Origin of the sequence: Micromonospora sp. NPDC049114 (genome assembly GCF_040648635.1) — a bacterium.
GTDB lineage: Bacteria > Actinomycetota > Actinomycetes > Mycobacteriales > Micromonosporaceae > Micromonospora.
In genome coordinates, this window is record NZ_JBEZEA010000009.1 from 197,556 (window position 1) to 219,192 (window position 21,637).

The 21,637-nt window shown below is 73.5% G+C and carries 23 protein-coding genes; 12 read left to right on the plus strand and 11 right to left on the minus strand.

Annotated features, from left to right (window positions below; genetic code table 11):
- Positions 1 to 7: 7 nt before the first annotated feature.
- From AB0B39_RS24365 to AB0B39_RS24390, 6 genes are all read left to right on the plus strand, one after another.
- Positions 8 to 757, plus strand: a complete 750-nt coding sequence (locus tag AB0B39_RS24365; protein WP_357490349.1) for an OAM dimerization domain-containing protein — start codon at positions 8 to 10, stop codon at positions 755 to 757.
- A complete protein-coding gene (locus tag AB0B39_RS24370; protein WP_234581872.1) occupies positions 754 to 1,146 on the plus strand; it encodes a hotdog domain-containing protein in 393 nt (130 codons plus the stop codon). Before AB0B39_RS24365 ends, AB0B39_RS24370 begins: the two co-directional genes overlap by 4 nt.
- A complete protein-coding gene (locus tag AB0B39_RS24375; protein WP_357575476.1) occupies positions 1,143 to 2,480 on the plus strand; it encodes a glutamate mutase L in 1,338 nt (445 codons plus the stop codon). The genes AB0B39_RS24370 and AB0B39_RS24375 overlap by 4 nt, the downstream gene beginning before the upstream one ends.
- Before the next feature lie 580 nt (positions 2,481 to 3,060).
- Positions 3,061 to 4,830 (plus strand): apolipoprotein N-acyltransferase, encoded by a 1,770-nt coding sequence (lnt, locus tag AB0B39_RS24380; protein ID WP_357575477.1) that lies wholly within the window; start codon positions 3,061 to 3,063, stop codon positions 4,828 to 4,830.
- 34 nt (positions 4,831 to 4,864) lie between these two features.
- Entirely contained in the window at positions 4,865 to 5,674 is an 810-nt protein-coding gene (locus AB0B39_RS24385) for a polyprenol monophosphomannose synthase (RefSeq protein ID WP_357490353.1), read from the plus strand.
- Positions 5,675 to 5,739: 65 nt separating this feature from the next.
- Positions 5,740 to 6,264 (plus strand): FxsA family protein, encoded by a 525-nt coding sequence (locus AB0B39_RS24390; protein ID WP_234591582.1) that lies wholly within the window; start codon positions 5,740 to 5,742, stop codon positions 6,262 to 6,264.
- A gap of 63 nt (positions 6,265 to 6,327) precedes the next feature.
- On the opposite strand, the gene AB0B39_RS24395 is transcribed toward AB0B39_RS24390, so the two are convergent.
- The 3 genes from AB0B39_RS24395 to AB0B39_RS24405 form a co-directional block, all read right to left on the minus strand.
- Positions 6,328 to 6,669 carry an RNA polymerase-binding protein RbpA gene (locus AB0B39_RS24395; protein ID WP_046564157.1) on the minus strand — a complete coding sequence of 114 codons (342 nt, stop codon included), beginning with the start codon at positions 6,667 to 6,669 and terminating at the stop codon, positions 6,328 to 6,330.
- A gap of 188 nt (positions 6,670 to 6,857) precedes the next feature.
- The gene (locus AB0B39_RS24400) at positions 6,858 to 8,045 is read right to left on the minus strand and encodes a hypothetical protein (RefSeq protein ID WP_357490355.1); all 1,188 of its coding nucleotides are present in this window, start codon (positions 8,043 to 8,045) and stop codon (positions 6,858 to 6,860) included.
- Positions 8,046 to 8,071: 26 nt separating this feature from the next.
- Positions 8,072 to 9,442, minus strand: coding sequence for an MFS transporter (locus tag AB0B39_RS24405; protein ID WP_357490357.1), 1,371 nt, complete (start codon positions 9,440 to 9,442; stop codon positions 8,072 to 8,074).
- A gap of 57 nt (positions 9,443 to 9,499) precedes the next feature.
- On the opposite strand from AB0B39_RS24405, the gene AB0B39_RS24410 reads away from it, so the two are divergent.
- From AB0B39_RS24410 to AB0B39_RS24420, 3 genes are read left to right on the plus strand one after another with little or no spacing between them, the layout of a single operon-like run.
- Positions 9,500 to 10,147 carry a TetR/AcrR family transcriptional regulator gene (locus AB0B39_RS24410; RefSeq protein WP_357575478.1) on the plus strand — a complete coding sequence of 216 codons (648 nt, stop codon included), beginning with the start codon at positions 9,500 to 9,502 and terminating at the stop codon, positions 10,145 to 10,147.
- A gap of 56 nt (positions 10,148 to 10,203) precedes the next feature.
- Positions 10,204 to 11,529 carry an NAD(P)-binding domain-containing protein gene (locus tag AB0B39_RS24415; protein WP_357575479.1) on the plus strand — a complete coding sequence of 442 codons (1,326 nt, stop codon included), beginning with the start codon at positions 10,204 to 10,206 and terminating at the stop codon, positions 11,527 to 11,529.
- A complete protein-coding gene (locus tag AB0B39_RS24420; RefSeq protein ID WP_234590396.1) occupies positions 11,526 to 12,344 on the plus strand; it encodes an SDR family oxidoreductase in 819 nt (272 codons plus the stop codon). Before AB0B39_RS24415 ends, AB0B39_RS24420 begins: the two co-directional genes overlap by 4 nt.
- Positions 12,345 to 12,352: 8 nt before the next feature.
- On the opposite strand, the gene AB0B39_RS24425 is transcribed toward AB0B39_RS24420, so the two are convergent.
- Positions 12,353 to 13,003 (minus strand): LysE family translocator, encoded by a 651-nt coding sequence (locus AB0B39_RS24425; RefSeq protein WP_357575480.1) that lies wholly within the window; start codon positions 13,001 to 13,003, stop codon positions 12,353 to 12,355.
- A 211-nt stretch (positions 13,004 to 13,214) separates the two neighbouring features.
- Between AB0B39_RS24425 and AB0B39_RS24430 the strand changes: the two genes are divergently transcribed.
- On the plus strand, positions 13,215 to 13,712 hold the full coding sequence (locus AB0B39_RS24430; protein WP_357575481.1) for a DUF1992 domain-containing protein: 498 nt from the start codon (positions 13,215 to 13,217) through the stop codon (positions 13,710 to 13,712).
- A 7-nt stretch (positions 13,713 to 13,719) separates the two neighbouring features.
- Here the strand turns inward: AB0B39_RS24430 and AB0B39_RS24435 are convergent, their stop codons facing one another.
- Positions 13,720 to 14,286, minus strand: coding sequence for a maleylpyruvate isomerase N-terminal domain-containing protein (locus tag AB0B39_RS24435; RefSeq protein WP_357575482.1), 567 nt, complete (start codon positions 14,284 to 14,286; stop codon positions 13,720 to 13,722).
- A gap of 88 nt (positions 14,287 to 14,374) precedes the next feature.
- Between AB0B39_RS24435 and AB0B39_RS24440 the strand changes: the two genes are divergently transcribed.
- Positions 14,375 to 15,361 (plus strand): helix-turn-helix domain-containing protein, encoded by a 987-nt coding sequence (locus tag AB0B39_RS24440; RefSeq protein ID WP_357575483.1) that lies wholly within the window; start codon positions 14,375 to 14,377, stop codon positions 15,359 to 15,361.
- A 38-nt stretch (positions 15,362 to 15,399) separates the two neighbouring features.
- Here AB0B39_RS24440 and AB0B39_RS24445 read toward each other — a convergent pair whose 3' ends face one another.
- Entirely contained in the window at positions 15,400 to 15,849 is a 450-nt protein-coding gene (locus AB0B39_RS24445; protein ID WP_357490622.1) for a hypothetical protein, read from the minus strand.
- 303 nt (positions 15,850 to 16,152) lie between these two features.
- Here AB0B39_RS24445 and rox point away from each other — a divergent pair, with 303 nt between their 5' ends.
- A complete protein-coding gene (gene rox / locus AB0B39_RS24450; protein ID WP_357575502.1) occupies positions 16,153 to 17,577 on the plus strand; it encodes a rifampin monooxygenase in 1,425 nt (474 codons plus the stop codon).
- Positions 17,578 to 17,640: 63 nt separating this feature from the next.
- Here the strand turns inward: rox and AB0B39_RS24455 are convergent, their stop codons facing one another.
- The 5 genes from AB0B39_RS24455 to AB0B39_RS24475 all read right to left on the minus strand — a co-directional run bounded on the left by AB0B39_RS24455 (position 17,641) and on the right by AB0B39_RS24475 (position 21,544).
- Positions 17,641 to 18,300 carry a dihydrofolate reductase family protein gene (locus AB0B39_RS24455; RefSeq protein WP_357575484.1) on the minus strand — a complete coding sequence of 220 codons (660 nt, stop codon included), beginning with the start codon at positions 18,298 to 18,300 and terminating at the stop codon, positions 17,641 to 17,643.
- A 55-nt stretch (positions 18,301 to 18,355) separates the two neighbouring features.
- Positions 18,356 to 19,063 carry an AraC family transcriptional regulator gene (locus tag AB0B39_RS24460; protein WP_357575485.1) on the minus strand — a complete coding sequence of 236 codons (708 nt, stop codon included), beginning with the start codon at positions 19,061 to 19,063 and terminating at the stop codon, positions 18,356 to 18,358.
- A 422-nt stretch (positions 19,064 to 19,485) separates the two neighbouring features.
- Entirely contained in the window at positions 19,486 to 19,815 is a 330-nt protein-coding gene (locus AB0B39_RS24465) for an endonuclease VII domain-containing protein (protein ID WP_357575486.1), read from the minus strand.
- A 679-nt stretch (positions 19,816 to 20,494) separates the two neighbouring features.
- Entirely contained in the window at positions 20,495 to 20,956 is a 462-nt protein-coding gene (locus AB0B39_RS24470) for an HNH endonuclease (protein ID WP_357575487.1), read from the minus strand.
- Between the two features lie 9 nt (positions 20,957 to 20,965).
- Positions 20,966 to 21,544 (minus strand): NTP transferase domain-containing protein, encoded by a 579-nt coding sequence (locus AB0B39_RS24475; protein ID WP_357575488.1) that lies wholly within the window; start codon positions 21,542 to 21,544, stop codon positions 20,966 to 20,968.
- Positions 21,545 to 21,637: the final 93 nt, after the last annotated feature.

The window sequence follows — 21,637 nt, forward strand, 5'->3', positions numbered from 1 at the left end:
CGGCGGCGTGAGTAGGCAGATCGTGCGTCCGTACGGGGACACCACCGGCGACGGGATGGTGCAGGTGTCGTTCACCCTGCCGGTGGCCCACGACAAGCGGGCCGAGGGCGCGGCGGTGCAGCTGGCCAACAAGATGGGCATCGACCCGGCGATGGTGGTGCACGCCAAGCCGATGGGTGACGGGTTCACGTTCTTCGTCGTGTACGGGCGGGTCAACCACCTCGTCGACGTCGACGCGGTGCAGGTGGTGGAACGGGACTTCCCGCTGCTGTCGGCCAAGGAGGTCAACACCGTCGTCAAGCAGCGGCTGCGCCGCAAGCTGTCGGTGGTCGGGGCGTGCATCGGCACCGACGCGCACACCGTGGGCATCGACGCGATCCTCAACGTCAAGGGCATCGCGGGGGAGAAGGGCCTGGAGTACTACCGGGAGTTGAAGGTCACCAACATGGGCGCGCAGGTCAGCGTGCCGGAGTTGGTGGAGGCCGCCCGGGTGGAGAAGGCCGATGCGGTGCTCGTGTCGCAGGTCGTCACCCAACGCGACGCGCACCTGCACAACACGCGGGAGATGTCGGCGGCGTTCCGGGAGGCCATGCCGGCGGGTAGGCGGCCCCTGTTGATCGTCGGCGGTCCCCGGTTCGACGAGTCGATGACCGACGAGTTGGGCGTGGACCGGATCTTCGGTCGGGGGACCACGCCCGGCGAGGTGGCCAGCTACCTCGTGCACGCCCTGATCACGCAGCGAAAGGCGATGGCATGACCGACGCAAGGCTCGGGTTGACGGTGACGCACCGGCGGTACGTGCCGTACGCGCACGCCCACTACGCGGGCAACCTCGTCGACGGGGCGTACGCCCTCGGGTTGTTCGGCGACGTCGCCACGGAGGTGTGTATCCGCACGGACGGCGACGAGGGCCTGTTCGCCGGGTACTCCGACGTGCGGTTCACCGCGCCGATCCACGCCGGTGACGTGGTGGAGGTGACCGCCCAGGTGTCCCGGGTGGGCAGTCGCAGCCGCACCCTGGAGTTGAGCTGCGCGGTGGTGTGTCGGGGCCGCCCGGACCGTTCCGCGTCCGCCGCCGAGGTCCTGGACCCGCCGATCGTCGCGGTCACGGCGACCGGCACCGTGGTCGTACCCGCCGGGTCATGACCCTGGCGGTCTGCGCGGACGTCGGCTCGACGTACACCAAGGCGGCCGTGGTGGACCTGGCCGCGGGTGTCCTGGTGGGCGCGGCGGCCGCGCCCACCACGGTGGGCAGCGACGTGCTGCACGGCCTGGACGCCGCCGTCGCGGCGGCCACCGCCGGGCTCGGGGCTCGTGACGTGCCGTGGTACGTCTGCTCGTCGGCAGGTGGTGGGTTGCGGCTGGCCGTGCTCGGCTACGAGGCGTTGGTGACCGCGCAGGCGGGCCGGCGGGTCGGGCTGTCGGCCGGCGCGCACGTGGTGCACGTGGCGGCAGGTCGGCTGGGCGCGGCCGACCTGACGGCGTTGCGGGCGGCCCGGCCGGACGTGGTGCTGCTCGTGGGTGGCACCGACGGCGGCGACGCCGACACGATCACCCACAACGCCACCCGCCTGGCCCGGGCCCGCTGGCGGGTGCCGGTCGTCCTGGCCGGCAACGCCGACGTCCGGGGGGAGCTGACCGGGCTGTTGGAGGCCGCCGGCGTGCCGGTGACGGGTGCGGACAATGTGCTGCCGCGCATCGGGGTGCTCGCCCCGGCGTCGGCGCGCGCGGCGATCCGCGCGGTGTTCCTGCGTCACGTCATCGGCGGTAAACGCCTGTCCAGGGGGACCCGGTTCGCGCGGCTGGTGCGCGCGGCCACCCCCGACGCCGTCCTGACCGGCGTGGAGGTGCTCGCCGACACCATCGGCGGGGACCTCGCCGTCGTCGACGTGGGTGGGGCCACCACCGACGTGTACTCGGTTCTCACGCCCGACGAGCGGGCCACCGGGCCGGGCCGGGAGGTCGCGGGCAGTCTGTGGCGGGCCCGCACCGTCGAGGGCGATCTGGGCATGCGGTGGAGCGCCCCCGGTGTGGTGCGCGCCGCCACCGAGGAGCGGCTGCTCGCCGCCGATGAAGCCGACGAGCTGGCCGCCGCCGCCGACCGGCGGGCCGCCGACCCGGCGTTCCTGGCCGCCGACGACGCCGAGCGGGCCGTGGACGCGCGCATCGCCACGCTCGCGGCGACTGTGGCGCTGCGCCGGCACGCCCGGGGCGCCGCCACGGGCGAGCGGGCCGGACGGGACCTGCGCGACGTGCGGCTGCTGGTGGGCTCCGGTGGGGTGCTGCGACACGCGCCCGCTCCCGCGTCGGGGCAGGTCCTGGCGGCGGTCCTGGCCGATCACGCGGGCGGGTGGGCGCTGCCGCGGGCCGCCCGCGCGGTCGTCGACGTCGACTACGTCCTGGCCGCCGGCGGGTTGCTCGCCGAGGAACACCGCGCGGCAGCGGGGGCGCTGCTGCGCCACCACCTGGGCACGCAGTGAGACACGCCGACCCGACACGCCGTGGCGCAACACACGACAGGCCGGGGGTGGGTTGACAGGAGACGGGGTGCAGCACGTACCGTCTTTGAGTCCTACCACGGGAAGCGGCTGTTGTTCGCTTCGTCCCTTCGTCCGCTGGCCGAGCGACATTTTCAGCGTCATCGTCGCGGCGGCCAGGTCCAGCGGGCGGGGGTCGGCGGGGCGGCGCGAACCGGTCGCGGTTACCGGTGTACGGGCAGGGTGAGGTGCACGGCCAGTAGACAACGGCCCGGCGGGGGCAGCCAGTCAACCGCCTGGTCGGTCCGAAGGTCGGCGTGCCCCATCCTCGCCGCACCGGCCGGGGAGGGCCTGGGAGCATCGGGGCGCGGCGAAAGCCGCGCCCCGATTTCATCCCCACCCCCCGCACCCCCACCCATCCCCGCGCCGATCTTGCAGTTGCTGTCGTCGTTGTGGGCGGGAATGCCCCTTGTGTCGGGGCCGAAAGTGCACGATCGCGGAGCGGGGCCCCCGGTGCGGGGCTATGCGGTCGGCGGGGGCGGCGGACGGGTAGCCTTCGCCGGGTGATCGAGGTGAAGCAGCGGTGACGACCCTGGACCGCGACGAGAGCCAGGCCCCCACGGTGATCAGCGCGTCGGTCGCCGTGCGTCGGCCGCTGCCGCTGCGTGTCGCCGCGCCGATGGCGGTCGCCGCCGGGCTGGCCCTGCTGCTGGCCTTCCCGCCGTACGGGGTGTGGCCCCTCGCGCCGGTCGGCGTGGCCCTGCTGGCCGCCGCCGCGCACCGGCGGCGGTTGCGCGCCGGGGCCGGCGTGGGCTTCCTCACCGGGGTGGCGCTGTTCGCGCCGCTGCTGGCCTGGACGAACCTGCACACCGGCTACCTGCCGTGGGTGCTGCTGTCGCTGCTGCAGGCCGGCTACCTGGCGCTGCTCGGCGTCGCCACCGCCTGGGTGTCACCGCTGGCCGACCGTGGCCGCTGGGCGTGGCCGGCGGTGACCGGGCTGCTGTGGGTGGGGCAGGAGGCGCTGCGCGACCGTACGCCGTTCGGCGGGTTCCCGTGGGGGCGTCTCGCGTTCACCCAGGACGACTCGCCGCTGCTGCGCCTGGCCGCCCTCGGCGGAGCGCCGCTGGTCACCTTCGCCGTGGCGGTCGTCGGCGGGCTGCTGGTCACCGCCGGCTGGCGCACCTGGACCACCCTGCGCCCCACCAGCCCCGGCGGCACCGACCCCACCGGCGTCCCCGGCGACACCGACCCGACTGGCACCCCCGGCGGCACCGACACCGACCCGACCCGCGCCCCCGGCGGCACCGACACCACCAGCGGCCCCGGCGACACCGAACCGGCCACCCGGCCCGGCGGCACGCGGCGGTGGACGCCGGTGGCCGTGCCGGCCGTCGCCGCCCTCGCGCTGGCCGGGGCGGGTCTGCTGGTGCCACTGGCCGCCACCGGGTCGGGCACGCCCGTCACCGTCGCGATCGTGCAGGGCAACGTGCCGCGCCTCGGGCTGGACTTCAACGCCCAACGCCAGGCGGTGCTCAACAACCACGTCGACGCCACCCTGGAGCTGGCCACGCGGGTCGCCTCCGGTGCGCAGCGGCAACCCGACCTGGTGGTGTGGCCGGAGAACTCCAGCGACATCGACCCGCTGCGCAACCCCACCGCCGGGGCCCGCATCTCCCAGGCCGCGGACGCGATCCGCGCGCCCATCCTGGTCGGCGCGGTGCTGCTCGGCCCGGGCCCGGGGCAGGTCCGCAACGCGGGCATCCTGTGGCGGCCCGACACCGGCGCGGACATGTCCCAGCTCTACACCAAACGCCACCCGGTGCCGTTCGCCGAGTACGTGCCGCTGCGCGAGATCGCCCGCCAGGTCAGCGACAAGGTGGACCTGATCCGCAACGACTTCGTACCGGGCAGCACCCCGGGCGTGGTACGCGCCGGCCCGGCCGTGCTCGGCGACGTCATCTGCTTCGAGGTCGCGTACGACGAGGTGGTCCGCGACACCGTCACCGGCGGCGCGCAGCTGCTGGTGGTGCAGACCAACAACGCCACCTTCGACGAGGCCGAGGCCCGCCAGCAGCTGGCCATGGTGCGACTGCGGGCGGTGGAGCACGGCCGGCCGGCGTTGATGGCCTCCACGGTCGGGGTGTCCGGGTTCGTCGCCCCCGATGGGCGGGTAAGCGACGCCACCGGGTTCAACACCCGGGAGGTCGTGGTGCGGCAGCTACGGCTCGACAGCGGGCGTACCCTCGCCACCCGCCTCGGCTGGTGGCCGGAGCTGGCCCTCGCCGGGCTGGCCGTGGCCGCCCTGGCCGGCGCGGGCGTGCTGCGCCGACGGCAGCGGGTCGTGCCCGGATAGCAACAGCCGGTACGCCGGCGGGAGCGGAGGAACCGTGATCCAGGCGACCGATACGATCCGGCGTCCGGACGAGGTGCCCGGCGTGGGCCGGGTGCTCGTGGTGATCCCCACCTACAACGAGGCGGACAACGTCGCGGCGATCGTGGGGCGGGTCCGCCGGGCCGCCCCCGCCGTGCAGATCCTCATCGCCGACGACAACAGCCCCGACGGCACCGGCGCGATCGCCGACGCGATCGCCGACGGCGACCCGCACGTGCAGGTGCTGCACCGCGAGGGCAAGCAGGGCCTGGGCGCGGCGTACCTGGCCGGGTTCGGGTGGGCGCGCGAGCGCGGCTACCACGCGGTGGTGGAGATGGACGCCGACGGCTCACACGCCCCGGAGGACCTGCCGGCGCTGCTGGACGCCGCCCGCGACGCCGACGTGGTGATCGGGTCGCGGTGGACCAGCGGCGCGCAGGTGGTGAACTGGCCGCTGCGGCGGCTGCTGCTGTCACGCTGCGGCAACCTGTACGCCCGTCTCGCGCTGGGCATGCCCGTCTCGGACGCCACCGGCGGCTACCGGGTGTACCGGATCAGTGCCCTGGACGCCATCGACCTGGAGTCGGTGTGCTCGCAGGGCTACTCGTTCCAGGTGGAGCTGTCGCGGCTCGCCCACCGGGCCGGGGTGCGGATCGTGGAGGTGCCGATCACGTTCGCCGAGCGGGAACGCGGCGACAGCAAGATGAGCCCGCGCATCGTCGCCGAGGCGCTGTGGCGGATCACCCGCTGGGGTGTGCAGGACCGGCGCCAGGCCGTACGCCGGGGTCTGCACGGCACCCCCACGGGTCAGGTGCGGTGGCCGTGAGCGCGGCCGTGTCATGCTGGATGTGCGGTACGTGTCGGTGTGCCGCGGGATGGCGATGAGGTGAGATGCGCCGAGGACTGAGGTTCGTGCCGGTCGCCCTGCTGCTGGCGGTGGTGCTGGAGTTGACGGTGTTCGTCCTGGTGGGGCGGGCGGTGGGGTTCGGCGCGGCGGTGCTGCTGGTGTTCGCCGCGTCGCTGCTGGGGCTGGTGCTGCTGCGCCGCGAGGGGATGCGCGCCTGGCGCGGGTTCCGCACCGCCGCGCAGGCCGGGCAGCCGCCGGGACGGCAGGTGACCGACGGGCTCGTCGGGTTGGCCGGCGCGCTGCTGCTGGCGGCGCCCGGTCTGGTCAGCGGTCTGGTCGGGTTGTTGCTGATGGTGCCGCCGGTGCGTCGCCTGGCCCGCGCCGGGGTGCAACGCACCGCCGAGCGGCGGGTGTCGTCGATGGTCGCCGGTGACCTGTTCGGGCCGCGTACGGTGCGGGTGCGCCAGGGTGCGCCCCAGCCGACACCGCGTCCGGAGCCGGAGCGGCCGGTGGTCGTCGACGGCGGCCGGGCCATCGAGGGTGAGATCGTCGAGCCGGGCCGCAACTGAACTTAGGCACACACGACGACGCCCCCGGGAGAACCCGGGGGCGTCGTGTCGTGCGGGTGCGGCTCAGGCGCGGCCGCGGCGGGTCCGAACCTCCTGGAGGCGTTCGGCGAGGATGTCCTCGAGCTCGGCGATCGAGCGCCGTTCCAGCAGCATGTCCCAGTGGGTACGCGGCGGCTTGGCCTTCTTCTGCTCCGGCTCGCTGCCGTCGACGAGTCGGGCGACGCTGCCGTCGAACTTGCATTCCCAGGTCGTCGGGACCTCGGCGTCGACGGCGAACGGCACCTCGAACTGGTGGCCCTTGGCACAGAGGTACTCGCGGGTCTGACGCGGCGCGAGCTCCGTGTTGCGGTCGGATTCGTAGCTGACCGCGCCCAGGCGGCTTCCGCGCAGCATACGCTCGCCCATGATCGACTTCCCCTCGTTCGTGGTGCTGGTCTTCTGGGTGTAACGGTGTCTTCCCGTCGCCCCATTCCCGCCCGAGGGCGTGAGGCGTCCACGGGTGAGCCGGACCCAAGGGTAGCCGGCTCAGACGGTGACGCCACGGCGGCGGCCTGTCGGGACCGCCACCGGGGATGTTAACCGCCCGGACGCGGTCAAGGTTGCGCCGGCGGGGCACCCGGGTCGGAAGCGCCCGCACCGCCGGGGGTGGCGGCGCCCAGGCGGGCCAGCGCCAACGCCAGGTCGCTGACCTGGTCGCCGAGCTGCGCCACCCGCCGCTGCGCCACGTCACGGTCGGCCTCGGCGGCGTCGAGCCGTACCGTCAGGGCGGTGAGCCGACCCTCGGCGGTGGCCGCGGCCTGCCGCGCGGCGCTCAGGTCGGCGGCGAGGGCGTCGCGCTGCGCGGCCGTAGCGGTCAGCTCGGCGCGCAGCCGGGCGGCCAGCTCGGCGGCCTCCTGGCGGGCGTCGTCGGCCTCCGCGGCAACGGCCTGGGCGCGGTCGCGGGCCCGTTCGGCCTGTTCCCGGGCCCGGGCCGCGTCGGCGGCCTCGGTGCGGGTCCGCGCGGCGTCGGCGCGGGCCTGGTCGATCTGGCGGCGCACGTCCTGCACCTCGGCCTGCCACCGTCCGGCCCGCTCGGTCGCCTCGGCGGCGGCCCGGGTGGCCCGCTCGGCGTCGGTGCGCGCCGTGTCCCGCTCGACGGTCAGGTCGGCCGCGCGCTGGCGCTCGGTGTCGCGCTCGGCCCGCAGGTCACGCACCTCGGCGCGGGCCTGGTCCCGGTCCCGTTCGGCCTGGGCACGCAGCGCCTCGGCGGCGCTGACGTCGTGCCGCGCCTGATCGCGGGCGGCCTCGGCGTGTTGCGCCCGCTCGTCGGCCGCGGTGGCCTGGGTCGCCGCCTGCTCGGCGCGCTGGCGGGCGTCGTCGGCCTCGGCGCGTGCCGTGCGGGCCTGCTCGCGGGCGCGTGCCGCGTCGGCCGCCGCCGCCTCGGCGTCGTCACGGGCCTCGTCGCGTTCGGTCTGCGCCGCCGCGATCTCGGTGGCGGCCTCCGCGCGGGCCTGCGCGAGCTGGCGCTGCACGCCACCGGGGGACAGTTCGGCGTGCAACGCCTCGGTCAACGTCTCGACGATCTGGTCGAGACGGTCCACCGCCTCCCAGGTGCGGGCCACCTGACCGGGCAGGCCGGGCGCGTTGCGGTGGCGCATGCGGCTGTTGCGCGAGGCGCGCTGGCAGGCGCCGTCGTTGTCGCGGCAGTACCGAAAGGGCCGGCCCGCGCCGACACGCTGCGGCACCGGTCGTCCACAGTGGGCGCACGGGCGGGTTTCGGTGGGGGTGAGCGGGGCGTCCATCGAGCGCGAAGTCTAGTGCCGGCCGCTCAGCTCGCGGCCCGGGCGGTCGTGTCCAGGGTGTAGCGGCGTTGCAGCAGCAGGGCGGCGAGCATCGCCGCCGCGGGCAGCAGCCCGAAGCCGTAGCGGACCGCCACGAGCGCCGCGTCCGGCTGCACCGGCGACTCGCCCGCCGTGGACGCCACGAAACCACCAACGCCCAGGCACAGCGCGTACGCGTAGGGGCCGAGGGCCGCGCCGGTGGCCTCGGTGGCCGTCCACACCCCGGTGTAGGTGCCCGCGCCCGTCGCCGCACCGGCGCCGGTGTCAGCCGCAGCGGCGCGGATCACGTCGGGCAGCATCGAGAACGGCAGCAACTGCATGCCGGCGAACGCCACCCCGAGCACCGCCACCGCGGCCACCAGCACCGGCAGGCCCGCCGGGCGACCCACCGCCAGCACCAGCGACCCGGCCGCGAACGCGCCCTGCGCGCCGAGCAGCGCCCGCTGCTTGCCGACCCGGCGGGCCAGCAGCAGCCAGCCGGGGGTGACCAGCAGCGCCGGGGCGACGAACGCGGCCACCAGCACCGTGGTCAGGCCGGGGGCGCGCAGCTCGTACTCGGCGTAGTAGGGCACCCCGGCCAGGACCAGGTGGGTGGTCGTGGACATGGCCAGGTACGCGGCGACGAGCCAGCGGAACTGCGTGTCGCGCAGGGCGGTGCGCAACGCCCGCCACCCGCCGTGTCCCGCCGTCGTGGTGCTCGCGGCAGCGCCGCGCAACCGGGCGATGCCGGCCACTCCGACGAGCATGGCGGCCAGCATCCCGACGGCCAGGACCACGCCCATGCGCTGGTAGCCACCCCGGGTCGCGGTGTCCCCGCCGGTCAGCAGCGGGGCCAGCAGCCCGGAGGCCAGGATGCCGAGGGTCAGCACGACCATCCGGAACGCCATCAGCCGGGTGCGTTCGTCGTAGCCGATGCGCAGGTCGGCCGGGGTGGCCAGGTAGGGGACCTGGTAGGCGGCGAAGAGCAGGTTGCCGGCGACGAAGAACACCGCCACCCACGCGGCGGCCGCAGCGCCGGTCAGGCCGCCGGGCACGGCGAAGAGCGCGGCGAACGCGACCGGCAGGGCGCAGCCGAGCAGCAGCAGCCGTCGCCGGTCGCCCCGGCGGGCCTGCGCGACGTCGGCGCGGTGCCCCACCCAGGGGTGCAGCAGCACGTCGGCGATCTTGGGCAGCAGCAGCGCGAGGCCGGCCAGCCACGGCCCGACGGCCAGCACGTCGGTGAGGAAGTAGAGCAGCAGCAGGCCGGGCACGGTCACCCAGATGCCCATGCCGAGCGAGCCGGCCGCGAAGCCGGCCAGGGGGCCACGGGGCAGTGTCGCGTCGGTGGCGGCCGCGGGCCGCCGGTCGAGCCCCGTCATCGCCGCATCCTCTCCGCAATCCAACAGTTGCCGGATTGTAGGGGCAGAATGGCGGCCATGACCATGCCCCGACGCCGTCCGGGTCGGCCCCGGCGCGACGAGACCCGACCGACCCGCGAGGTGGTGCTCACCGCCGCCACCGCGCTGTTCGCCGAGCGCGGCTTCGACGCCGTCGGGCTGCGGGAGGTCGCGGCGGCCGCCGGGGTGGACGTCGCGACGGTCGCCCACCACACGGGGCCGAAGGCGGCGCTCTACGAGGCCTGCTTCGCGCGGGTGTTCGCCGTCGAGCGGGAGGTCCTCACCGAGGCCGCCGCGCGGGCCCGCGCGGCCCTGGACTCCGGGCCGGGCGCGGCGCGGCGGGCGCTGCACGACCTGGTGGACGCGTTCGTGGACTTCCTCGAGGACCACCCGGAGACCACCGCGCTGTGGCTGCGGCGCTGGTTGGAGCCGCAGCGGCACGCCGAGCTGGACGAGCGCTACGCCGAGCCGCTGTACCGGCTGGTGGCCGAGCTGCTGACCGCCGCGGCGGCCGCCGGCGCGCTGACCGAGCCGACCCCGCACATCACCGTACGCAGCCTGGTCTGGGCGACGCACGGGCACGTCGTGGCGCTCGCCGCGGGAACGCCGGGCGCGCGGGAACGGCGCGAGTTCCGAGCGTTCGTGCACCGCCTCCTGGACGGGCTCTACGGACCGCCGGGCCCTTGACGGGCCGCCGCTACCCGACGATTATCCATCGGACGTTGGATTAATTGGGGGCAGCGATGCAGGCACCACCCAGGGTTGCGGTGATCGGCGCCGGCGCGGCCGGGCTCGCCGCCGTCAAGGCACTGCGCGACGCGGCAGTCGCGGTGGTCTGCTTCGAGGCCACCGACCAGGTCGGCGGCCTCTGGGTGTACGGGGCGCCCGACTCGCCCGCGTACCGCACGCTGCACCTGAACACCAGCCGCGGCCGCACCGAGTTCGCCGACCACCCGATGCCCGCCGACTGGCCCGACTACCCGGACCACACGCGGGTCGCCGGCTACCTGGCCGACTACGCCGACCGGTTCGGGCTGCACGACGCCATCCGCCTGCGGCACACCGTCGAGCGGGTCACCCGGCAACCCGACGGCACGTGGACGGTCGCCGCCAGCGGGCCGGACGGGCCGGTCGAGGTCACCGTCGAGGCCGTGGTCGTCGCCAACGGCCACAACCGGGTGCCCCGGCTGCCCGACCCGCCGTACCCCGGCGCCAGCACGGCCGAGCAGCTGCACAGCCACGACTACCGGGGCCCCGAGCAGTTGACCGGGAAACGCGTCCTGGTCGTCGGGGGCGGCAACTCGGCGATGGACATCGCGGTGGACGCCTCGTACGCCGCCGAGCGGACCCTGCTGTCGCTGCGCCGGGGCGTCTGGGTGGTGCCCAAGTACCTGCTGGGCCGCCCGTCGGACACCCTCAACGGCGCGCTGGCCCGCCGGCTGCCGTGGCGACTGCGCCAGCGCATCAGCCAGACGATGCTCACCGCCACCGTCGGCAGCCCCGCCCGCTACGGGCTCCCCGCGCCCACGCACGGCTTCCTGCAGGACCACCCGACGCTCTCCGACGGGCTGCTGTCCCGGCTGACCCACGGCGACGTCGAAGCCCGCCCCGGCGTCGCCGCCCTGCACGGCGACCGGGTCGAGTTCACCGACGGCCGTACCGACGAGGTCGACCTGATCGTCTGGTGTACCGGCTACCGGGTGGAGATCGGGTTCCTCGACCCCGAGCTGCTCGGCGGCGGCGCCGACACCCTGGCGCTGTACCGGCACGTGTTCCACCCGGACGCCCCCGGGCTGATGTTCGTCGGGCTGATGCAGTCCACCGGGTCCGCGTTCCCCCTGGTCGAGGCGCAGGCCAAGCTGATCGCCGCGCACCTCGCCGGCCGGTACGTGCTGCCGGAGCCGGAGCGGCAGCGGGCCTTCAGCCGGGCCGAGCTGCGGGCGGCGACGGCCCGCTGGGGCCAACGCCGCCCGGCGATGCGGGTGGACTTCGACGCCTACCTGGCCGAGCTGACCCGGGAACTTGCCTCCGGCGCCCGCCGCGCCCGCCCGGCCGGAGCGGGCCGGTGACGGGCCTGAGCGGCCGGCGAGTCCTCGTCACCGGCGCGAGCGGCACCTTCGGCCGGCACCTCGGCGCCGCGCTGACCGCCGCCGGCGCCCGGGTGGTCGGGCTCGACCTGCGCGCGGGAGGCGACGACGACCTGCCGGTGCTCGGCTGCGACCTGACCGACCCGGCCGCCGTCCCCGCCGCGGTGCACGCGGCCGTCGAACGGCTCGGCGGGCTCGACCTGCTGATCAACAACGCCGGGGTCGGTGGCCCCGCCCCGGCCGAGCTGCCCCCCGACGAGGTGGTCCGCCAGCAGTTGGAGGTCAACCTGCTCGCCGCGTGGCGCACCACCGCCGCCGCGCTGCCCCCGCTGCTCGCCGCCCGCGGCCGGGTGATCTTCGTGGCCAGCCGGATGGCGGTGCTGCCGCTGCCGCTCGCCGCCGCGTACGGGGTCAGCAAACGGGCCCTCGTCGCGTACGCCGACGCGCTGCGCCACGAGGTGGGCACCCATGTCGGGGTGAGCGTGGTCTACCCGAGCATGGTGGCCTCACCGATCCACGACAGCACCGCCGAGGCCGGGCTGTCCCTGCGGGGAGTGTCCCGCCCGGAGCCCGTCGAGGGTGTCGTCGCGGCGATCCTGCGCGCCGCCACCGCCCGGCGGGCGCCCCGGGACGTGGCGACCACCCGACGCGGGCGGCTGGAGATGGCCGTCGGCCGGCACGCGCCCGCGCTTGCCGACCGGCTGGTACGCCGTACCCTCGCCGCCCGGCTCGCCGCCGGTGACCTGGACGCAGCGCCGCTGGCCGCCGGGATGCTGCGCCGCCACCGGGGGCGGTGACCGCCGGATCAGGGTGTGGCGACCGCGGCGCGGGAACGGTCGGTGGCGATGCGCACGGCCAGCGCGGCCAGGGCCGTGCCGGTCACCCAGCGCTGCACCCGCAGCCACATCGGCCGGCGGGCGAAGAACCCGGCGAGGGTACCGGCGCTGAGCACGATCAGCGCGTTGACGCTCAGCGCGACCGTGATCTGGGTCAGGCCCAGCAGGAGGCTCTGCGCGGCCAGGTGCCCCCGCGCCGGGTCGACGAACTGGGGCAGCAGCGACACGTACAGGATGGCGATCTTCGGGTTGAGCAGGTTGGTGACCAGGCCCATGGTGAACAGCCGTCGCGGCGGGTCCGGTGGCAGCGGCGCGGGCGTGAACGGCGACCCGCCGCCCGGGCGCAGCGTGCGCCACGCCAGCCACAGCAGGTAGCCGGCGCCGGCCAGCTTCACCACCGCGTACAGCGTCGGGACCAGGACGAACACGGCGGCCAGGCCGGCGACCGCGGTGGCCAGGTAGACGCCGAACCCGGCCGCCACCCCGAGCAGCGAGATCAGCCCGGCGCGGCGGCCCTGCGCGACCGAGCGGGAGACCAGGTAGACCATGTTCGGGCCGGGCGTGAGCACCAGCCCCAGCGCCACCAGGGCGATACCCACCAGCGCACCAGTGCCGATCATGACGTTGCCCCCGTTCGCCGTCGCCTGAAGCAGAACCTAGACCGACCGACGAGCGCGGCCCAGGACCACCCGACCGATGGTGGCCTGCGAACCGGTCACGCGGGCGCAAACCGCCTCCCGGGAATGACCACCCGCGTGAACGCGCTGACCTGTGGACGTGTGTCGCCGGCCGGAGGCGGCGCGTTACGGTGGCCAGGGGAGGTGCCGCAGGGTGACCGAGGCGTGGGACGCGGCCGTGGAGGCGCAGATCCGGGGAGCCGTGCAACGCGGCGAGTTCGACAACCTGCCCGGCATGGGCAAGCCGATCCCCGGGCGCGGAACCGCGTACGACGAGTCGTGGTGGATCAAGAGTTTCCTGGAGCGCGAGAAGCTGCCCAGCGACCTGCTGCTGCCCACCCCGCTGCAACTGCGTCGGCGCATCGAGCAGGTCCCCGACGAGGTCCGTGGCCTGCCCACCGAGCAGTCCGTGCGGGACTTCGTGGGGCAGCTCAACACGCAGATCGTCGCCTGGCTGCGCAACCCCGAAGGGCCCCGGGTGGCCGTGCGGCCGGTGAACGCCGACGAGGTCGTGCGTCGCTGGCGTGCCGAGCGCGCCCGACCCAAGGCAACGGCCACCGGCACCGACCCGGTGGCCGCCACCGACCCGGCCACCGCGCCGCCCCGCCGGGCCCGCCGGAGCTGGTGGCTGCGCTGGCGCCGTCGGGGCTGAGAACGGATCAGTCCAGCGCCGCGCGCCAGACCCAGGACGTGCGCCGCGCGTGCCCGGGCAGCTCACCGCGACCGGTCAGCCACAGCAGCACGTCGGGCGCGACGCCGGCCGGGGCGTCCGGAAAGAGGCGCCGCAGCACCAGCGCGCACAGTCGCGGCGACGGCTGCCACGACACACCGAGGCCGACGGTGATGTCGTAGGTGTGCAGCAACGTCTCGGCCACCCCCATCGCGGCGAAGCCGGCCGGGTCGCAGGGGCCGAAGTGCCAGGCCCGCGCGTCCGGTGCGGCGGCGTCGACGGCGACGGCGAGCAGCTCCGCGCAGGCGCGCGCCACGTGGAGCACCCGCGCCGGGTCCGCGGTGGGGGAGACCCGCAGGTCGTACGGCAGGTAGCTGTCCTGGGCGAGGCCGGTGACCTGACCGGCGTACGCGAGCAGGTCATGCGCAATGTGCGCCGCGGTGGTCCAGCAGCTCCACGTCAGCGTGCCCGCGGGCACCGACCAGTCCCGGTCGCGGTGCGGCGCCAGCGCCCGCGTCATCTCGTCGGCCGCCTCGCGCAGGTCGGCGCCGGTCACCGCGGACAATCGTGGCCCCGGCGGCCAACCCCGTGAAGGGTCGATGCGTGCAAGAATCCATCCTCGCGATCGGGGGGAGGCGGTCACCATGTTGCCCAACCTGGTGGTAGACACGACCATACTGCCGCCGGCGGACCGGTTCGAGTTCTGGTACGCCCTGGTCGCCCAGGAGACGGTGCCCGTACACATCACCAGCGCACGGCTGGACGACTTCGTCGCGTACGCCCAGGCCATCGACCTCGGCCGCATCAGGTTGACCTCGCTGCGGTACCCCTCGCTGAACGCCAGCCGGCCCGCGGGGCTGGTCCGCCAAGCGGAGGCGGACATCTACCAGCTCACGCTGCCACTGACGGGTCGCAGCACCCTGGTCCAGGACCGCACCGAGACCACGCTCGTCGCCGCCAGCCAGTTCACCCTGCTGGACACCGCGCGCCCGTACATCGCCCGGCACCATACGGACGGCCCCGGTCTCGCCACGACGATCACCGTGCAGATCCCCTACTCGGCGCTGCCGTTGCCGCAGGATCGGCTGCGCCGTCTGCAGGCCACGCCGGTGCCGTCGCACCTCGGCGTCGCCGGGCTGTTGGTCCACCATCTGCGGAGCATCGCGGCGCATCCGGAGCAGTACGAGGCAGCGCAGGCCGAGATGCTGGGCGGCGTGGCGCTGGACCTGCTCGCCGCCACCCTCGCTCAGCACCTCGACACCGAGGACACCCTCTCGCCGGAGACCCGGCACACCGCGTTGCGTGCCCGCGTCGTGGACTTCATCGACCGCCATCTGGGCAGCGCCGAGCTCAACCCGCGGAGCGTCGCCGCCGCCCACCACATCTCGCTGCGATCGCTGCACCGCCTGTTCGAAGCGGAGGCGACGACTGCCGCCGAGCTCATCCGCGCCAAGCGTCTGGAGCGGTGCCGGCGGGATCTCGGCAACCCGCTGCACCTGCGGCACCCGGTCCACGTCATCGCCGCACGCTGGGGATTCACCGACAAGGCCCACTTCAGCCGGCTCTTTCGTGCCCGCTACGGACGTTCACCCCAGGCGTACCGGATGGCCATGCTGCGCCGGGAACAGTGACCCACTCGGCGGCCTTCCTGCGCACCGCCGGTGGGCGGCTAGCGTCGCCGGCGATCGGTCGGGTCGTCCGCCACGAAGTCACGGACAGCGGCGCGGATGCTCTCGCCGTACGGGTCGTCCGGTAACGGTGCCAGGTGTTCGCGGGCTCGGGCCAGGTACTCCCGGGCCGGGCCGGGATTGCCCAGCCGCCGGTGGCAGTCGGCGAGGTTGAGGTACAGCGACGGCAGGAACGCCTGCACCTGGAGCGAGGGCAGGTGCCGCTTGACGCGTTCGTCGGTCAGCGCGGACACCGCGGCCAGGGCCCGTTCGTCCCACCTCAGCTCCGCATCGAGGGTGTCCTGCAGGTCGGCGAGGTGGTGGGCCAGGGTGCAACGGTGCAGGGCGTCACCGGCGGGGCCGATCTCGTCCCACAGCGCGGTGAGCAGCTCACGGGCCTGGACGGGTGCGCCGGTATGGCCGAGCTGCACCGCCTCGATGATGCGGGTCATGGTCGGATCGGGTGTCGGCTGGTCGTTCACGTCGCCGATGCTCGGGCCTCGACCGGGTCGAGGGTCAAGCGGGCGACGCGGTTCAAAGAACTGGACGCGGTCAGGTACGGCTTGTAGCTTGCAGGTGACCGCGACACCGCCCGAGGAGGTGAGACCCATGAACGCTCGTTCGATGTGGGTGCTCCCCCTGCCGTCACGGTTGGGCGACTGACGTAGACGTCGCCGGGAGCGCCTCTCACCACAAGGCACTCCCGAAAGGCCACTTCTGTGCCCTCCTGCGTCACCGCCGAACCCACCACTGGCATCTTCGATGTGATCATCGTCGGCTGCGGGCCGACAGGTGCCATGCTCGCCGCCGAACTGCGCCTGCACGACGTGCGGGTCCTCGTCCTGGAGAAGGAGACCGAACCGCCGTCGGCCGTCCGTATCGTCGGCCTGCACATCCGCAGCCTCGAGCTGATGGCGATGCGCGGCCTGCTTTCCCGGCTGCTCGACCATGGGCGCAAGCGTCCGGCCGCCGGCTTCTTCGCCGCCATCAACAAACCCGCACCCACCGGGCTGGACTCCGCGTACGCCTATCTGCTGGGCATCCGGCAGCCGGTCATCGAACGTCTGCTCGAAGAACACGCGATCGCCCTGGGCGTGCAGGTCCGGCGCGGCCGGGCGGTCACCGGTCTCGCGCAGGACGACGACTGTGTGACAGTCGAGCTGTCCGACGGGCAACAGCTGCGGACGCGCTACCTCGTCGGTTGTGACGGCGCGCGCAGCGCGGTGCGCAAACTCCTGGGCGTCGGTTTCCCCGGCGAGCCCGCGCGAAACGACACGCTGATGGGCGAGATGGAAGTGGGTGTGCCGTCCGAGGAGATCGCCGCCGCGGTGGCCACGATCCGCGAGACCCAGCACCGATTCTGGGTCCGTCCCGTGGGTGTCGGCGTCTACAGTGTCGTGGTCCCCGCTGCGGGCGTCAGCGACCGTGCGCAACCGCCCACGCTTGAGGACTTCAGACACCAACTGCGGGCCGTGGCCGGAACCGATTTCGGCGTGCACTCCCCGCGCTGGATGTCCCGCTTCGGCGACGCCACCCGGCTGGTCGAGCGGTATCGGGTCGGGCGGGTGCTGCTGGCCGGCGACGCCGCCCACATCCACCCTCCCATCGGCGGGCAGGGCCTCAACCTGGGCGTCCAGGACGCGGTCAACCTCGGCTGGAAGCTGGCCGCGCAGGTCCGTGGCTGGGCGCCGGACACACTGCTGGACAGCTATCACGCCGAACGTCATCCGGTCGCCGCGGACGTGCTGGACAACACCCGCGCCCAGACCGAGCTGCTGTCCAGCGAACCGGGCGCGCGGTCCGTACGCCGGCTGCTCACCGAACTCATGGACTTCGACGAGGTGAACCGCCATCTCCTCGACAAGATCACCGGGGTCGCGATCCGCTACGACATCGGCGACGGCCCCGACCTGCTCGGCCGCCGCCTGCGCGACGTCCAGCTGCGGCACGGCAACCTCTACGCCCACCTGCACCGGGGCCGTGGCCTGCTGCTGGACCGCACCGAACGCCTCAGCGTGGGCGCCTGGTCGGACCGGGTCGACCACCTCGCGGACCCGACCGCGGACCTGGACGTTCCGGCACTGCTGATGCGCCCCGACGGTCACGTCGCCTGGATCGGCGACGACCAGCAGGACCTGGACGACCACCTGTCGCGCTGGTTCGGCAGGCCCGCCGACTAGGGTCGCCGACTCTGGCTAAAGACCGGCGTCGCGCCACGCGGCGGCGGGGTCGGGCGCTCGGCGTCAGTCCAGGACTGGCGTCGAGCGCCCGTCGTCCACGGTGTACGTGCCCGCGGAGATCACGCCGAGGGCCGTGGGCGTCAGGGTCAGTGAGACAACGCCGCCGGGCAGCACGCGCGCGCTCTGGTCAGAGGCCGCGAACGTCGCGGGCGCCGATCCGTCCGGGAACAGGCGTTTCCCGGTTCCGACGACGACCGGGTACTGCAGCAACCGGTAGAGGTCGACAAGTCCGGCCTGGTGCAGCGACTGCACGAGCCTCCAACTGCCGTGGACCTGGAGCTCGCCTCCCGGAAGCTCCTTGAGCCGGCGCACGGCGTCGACGATGCCGGTGCGCAAGATCGTGGTCGGACTCCAATGGGCCTCCTCGTCGGTCAGCGTCTCGCTGACGACGTACTTCGGCAGACTGTTCAGTTTGGTGGCGATCAGGTTGCCGGGTTCGGTGACCTTCGGCCAGTACCCGCCGAGCAGGCCGTAGCTCGTGCGGCCGAAGAGGAACGCGTCGGCCGCACGGAACCAGCCCTCGACGACCTCGTTGGTGTGCGTGGATGCATGGGGGACGAGCCAGCCGCCACGGTCGAAGCCGCCCGAGCGGTCCTCGTCGGGAGCTCCCGGCCCCTGCATGACTCCGTCGAGGCTGACGAAGACGTTGACACTGAGAAGCACGGTTCTCCTCCGCATTCCGGTCGGGGGCAGCCGTCGGGGTGACGGCAGACGGAGGCTAGCTGCCCGGCCGCAGGCCGGTCTTGTACAGGAACGACATCGTCGCGTCGTCGCTCGCCCGCGGGCCTCGCGCGGTGCGCCCGACGTAGCGCCGCAGCGCATGTGCCAGGTGAGCCTGGTCGAAGTACCCCAGCGCCTCGACGACCGCGCACCAGTCGAGACCGTCGCGCAGCATGGTGGCCGCGGCACTCGCACGGTCGATCTGGGTCACGGCGGTCCGCGACAGGCCGGTGATCGCGCGGTGCTGCCGCTGGAGGGTCCGCGTTGACCGGTGACCATCGGGCTGTTCACTCTGCAAAGGCGACGGCACCAGCAGCCCTGCGTGGCGCAGGCACCGGACGAACTGCTCGACGTTGTCGTACGTCGGCGCTTCCCAGTCCTCGCCGCCGATGACCACCCGACCCGAGTCCGTCGCCGGGAAGGGCACGTAACCGTCGACGATCGAGGCCGCGGGATGCGGCCGAAGGACGGCGCCGAGCGTGAGTCGGATCCCGAGGAACTCGGCGTCCGGCGGAACCGGCGCGGTCGTCGCCCGTGTCTCCGGTCCGCGCAGACTGGCGAGGACACGCCCCTGCGTCCGCGTAATGATCAGGTGGCTGCACGTGCGTGCCGTCGACGTCATCGTGTCGGCGGCACCGCTGCGCGTACGCCACACACGGTCGACGATGCCCGCGTCCGCATCGGTGTCGCGATGCTCGAATCGCAAGCCCAAGGCCCCTCCATCGCGTCTTGGCGTCGTCGGCTCCTGAGCGTAGAGGAGCGAGCAGCGGACCGGTCGGCGCTTATTTATGGTTTACCGGTAACGATAATCCGTTAATTCACCCCCACAAAAAGGGCATACCGTGCGCGCACCATAATGACAGTTCCTGTGCGTAAAGGTTTAGGATGGTGTAGTCAGCCAGTGCAGCACGGACGGGTGTCCTGTTGGGCGCCCGCCAGCCATTTGCCCATGGACCCGGACCGATTTATCAGCGCGATCGCCCAGCTCGACGGCATGTCCCCGGCACTCGGCCCCACGAGCATGCAGACCCGGTCGACGAAGCCCTCGACTATCAGCTCGTCGTGCAGGTCACCGAGGCCCCGGACCTGGGCAGTTGGCGGTGCGGATTGTGGCTGACGGAGGCGAGGCTAGACGCCCTCTCGGGGAGGTACGGTTGGCGGCTCCGACGCCAGGTAGTCGATGGCGCGACGCAGCGCCTCTCTGTTGTCCCGGAAGTGCCCGAGCGCCGAGTTGCACCCGCCACAAAGCAGACCACGAACGGTGCTGGTGCCGTGACAGTGATCCACCACCAAGCGGAACGCCTGCGCCGAAGGCCTGCCGTCCTTGCGGGGTCGGCCGGCTAGCGTCGCCGGGATCTCATCCCCATGGATGCCGCAGATGGCGCACCGATACCCCTGCTGTGACCTGAGTTCGTCGTAGAAGATCTCGGTGATCCGGTATTTGGACCAGAGATTCATTGCTCGATTGGATCCTGGACGCGCGTCTCTGCTGGCCTGGTTTACCCGACGGGTGTACTCACGGCAAGACTGACAGGAAAGCAGCGAGCAACCGGTCGCACTGAGGAAGGACTCTGTCGGCCGAAGTTGCCTACACCGCCCGCACTTCTTGGACGCATCCACGACCGCCAAGAGTACCGCTTCTTGGTGCTGCCCTCGGGTTCGAACCGCGGAGCGCTGGTTACGAGCAGCCGAGACGGCGATGTTGCTCATCGAGCACGCCGAAAACGCGGTGCTCGCGGTCGACCGCGAGGGTCGCCACCGTGATGGCTACGAGGGGTCAACCGCTGTCGCTGATACGGAAACCGCTGGTCAAAGCTGCTGGTGACCAAGGCCACCGGCTCAAGAACCAGCGTTCGCATGGGACCCTCGAGCGGTGTACCGATCGTCCTCCCTCGGTTGCTCAAGGGCTGCGTAATGACCGTCCGATTGCTGGAAACGGCTCCCTGTCAAAAGGGTCGACCGTATTCGCGCAGTGGTCATCACCGAGGCAGGGCTTGATTCGACGATCCGGTTGAGCGGCAATCGCTGCGGCCACGTCACCTTCATGCTCTGGCGCCGAGCCATTGTGGAGCTGGGACCCTTCGGGCAGATCGGTGCGAACAGACCCCGGACACGGGCAAGGCGGTGGGGGACAGGGTCAGGTCGGGACGTACGCCGAGCGGGCCTGCGCCACCTCGGCGGCCTGGCGCTCGCGCCAGCGGCGCTGGCTGTCCCGGTTGCAGGCGCGGCACGTGCGGCGGTACCGGCCCGTCGACTCGTCGAGTTCGCGTTCGTGCCCGTTGCGGCAGGTCGGCGTCTGCGCTCGCGTGCGGCAGTTGTCGGCGTGGCTGACCTGCCGCAGATGGGTGGGCTCGACGCAGTCCCGCGCGGGGCAGAGGTGGTCGACCTCCAGGTGCGGGTCGTACCCGCCGACGAAGACGGCGTACGCCGCGATGTGCGCCCAGGCGCGGCCCGCGACCTTCTGGTACGCGCCGCGCTGGGAGCCGTAGCCGCGGATGATCAGGCAGCCGTCGGCCTGGCGGACCGACCGCGCCAGCAGATAGTCCCGCAGGCTGTCCTCGGTGAAATGTCGGGACAGACCCTCGACCCCGCTGAGCACACCGTCACCCTAGCTGGGGAGGCGGGCCGCCTGTTCGGGCAGGTCCACGTCGGTGTCGTCGGCGATGTCGGCGCAGGGGACCAGCCGTACCCTCTCGCCCTGTGCCCGCAGGTAGTCCCGCGCGCCCCGGTCTCCGGTGGCCGCCTCGGCCACGCCGGCCCAGTGCTGTCGGCCGAGCAGCACCGGATGCCCGCGCCTACCGTCCGCGTAGGTGGCCACGGCGAGGGAGTCGACGGTGGCGTCGAGGGCGACACGGCGTACCGCCTCGGGGGTGAGGCCGGGCATGTCGACCAGGGTGACCACGACTGCCACGGCCGGGCTGGCCGCCACGGCGGACAGCCCGGCCCGCAGGGATGAGCCCATGCCCGTCGCCCAGTCGTCGTTGAGGACCACGCCGGGCAGTCGCGTCCGGGAGCGCACCTCGTCGGCCTGCGCGCCGAGCACCACCACGACCGGTTGGCAGCCGGCGGCCGTGAGGATCGCCGCCGCGTGGTCCACCAGCAGTCGCCCCCGGTACGGCAGCAGGGCCTTCGGCATGCCGAGTCGACGCCCGGCGCCGGCCGCGAGGAGCAGTCCCGCCGTCACCATGGGCCGAGCGTAGTCAGCCCGGTGGCGAGCGGGATGAGCTTCAGGGGGTGAAACCCACCGGCCGGGACCGCTAGCATGCATCTCGTATCTGCT

Excerpts from the sequence above, each read along its gene's own strand:
- AB0B39_RS24370 (WP_234581872.1), top strand. The coding sequence starts at position 754 with ATGACCGACGCAAGGCTCGGGTTGACGGTGACGCACCGGCGGTACGTG.
- AB0B39_RS24375 (WP_357575476.1), top strand. The coding sequence starts at position 1,143 with ATGACCCTGGCGGTCTGCGCGGACGTCGGCTCGACGTACACCAAGGCG.
- AB0B39_RS24390 (WP_234591582.1), top strand. The coding sequence starts at position 5,740 with ATGCGCCGAGGACTGAGGTTCGTGCCGGTCGCCCTGCTGCTGGCGGTG.
- AB0B39_RS24395 (WP_046564157.1), bottom strand. The coding sequence starts at position 6,669 with ATGGGCGAGCGTATGCTGCGCGGAAGCCGCCTGGGCGCGGTCAGCTAC.
- AB0B39_RS24400 (WP_357490355.1), bottom strand. The coding sequence starts at position 8,045 with ATGGACGCCCCGCTCACCCCCACCGAAACCCGCCCGTGCGCCCACTGT.
- AB0B39_RS24405 (WP_357490357.1), bottom strand. The coding sequence starts at position 9,442 with ATGACGGGGCTCGACCGGCGGCCCGCGGCCGCCACCGACGCGACACTG.
- AB0B39_RS24410 (WP_357575478.1), top strand. The coding sequence starts at position 9,500 with ATGACCATGCCCCGACGCCGTCCGGGTCGGCCCCGGCGCGACGAGACC.
- AB0B39_RS24415 (WP_357575479.1), top strand. The coding sequence starts at position 10,204 with ATGCAGGCACCACCCAGGGTTGCGGTGATCGGCGCCGGCGCGGCCGGG.
- AB0B39_RS24425 (WP_357575480.1), bottom strand. The coding sequence starts at position 13,003 with ATGATCGGCACTGGTGCGCTGGTGGGTATCGCCCTGGTGGCGCTGGGG.
- AB0B39_RS24440 (WP_357575483.1), top strand. The coding sequence starts at position 14,375 with ATGTTGCCCAACCTGGTGGTAGACACGACCATACTGCCGCCGGCGGAC.
- AB0B39_RS24445 (WP_357490622.1), bottom strand. The coding sequence starts at position 15,849 with ATGACCCGCATCATCGAGGCGGTGCAGCTCGGCCATACCGGCGCACCC.
- AB0B39_RS24465 (WP_357575486.1), bottom strand. The coding sequence starts at position 19,815 with ATGAATCTCTGGTCCAAATACCGGATCACCGAGATCTTCTACGACGAA.
- AB0B39_RS24475 (WP_357575488.1), bottom strand. The coding sequence starts at position 21,544 with ATGGTGACGGCGGGACTGCTCCTCGCGGCCGGCGCCGGGCGTCGACTC.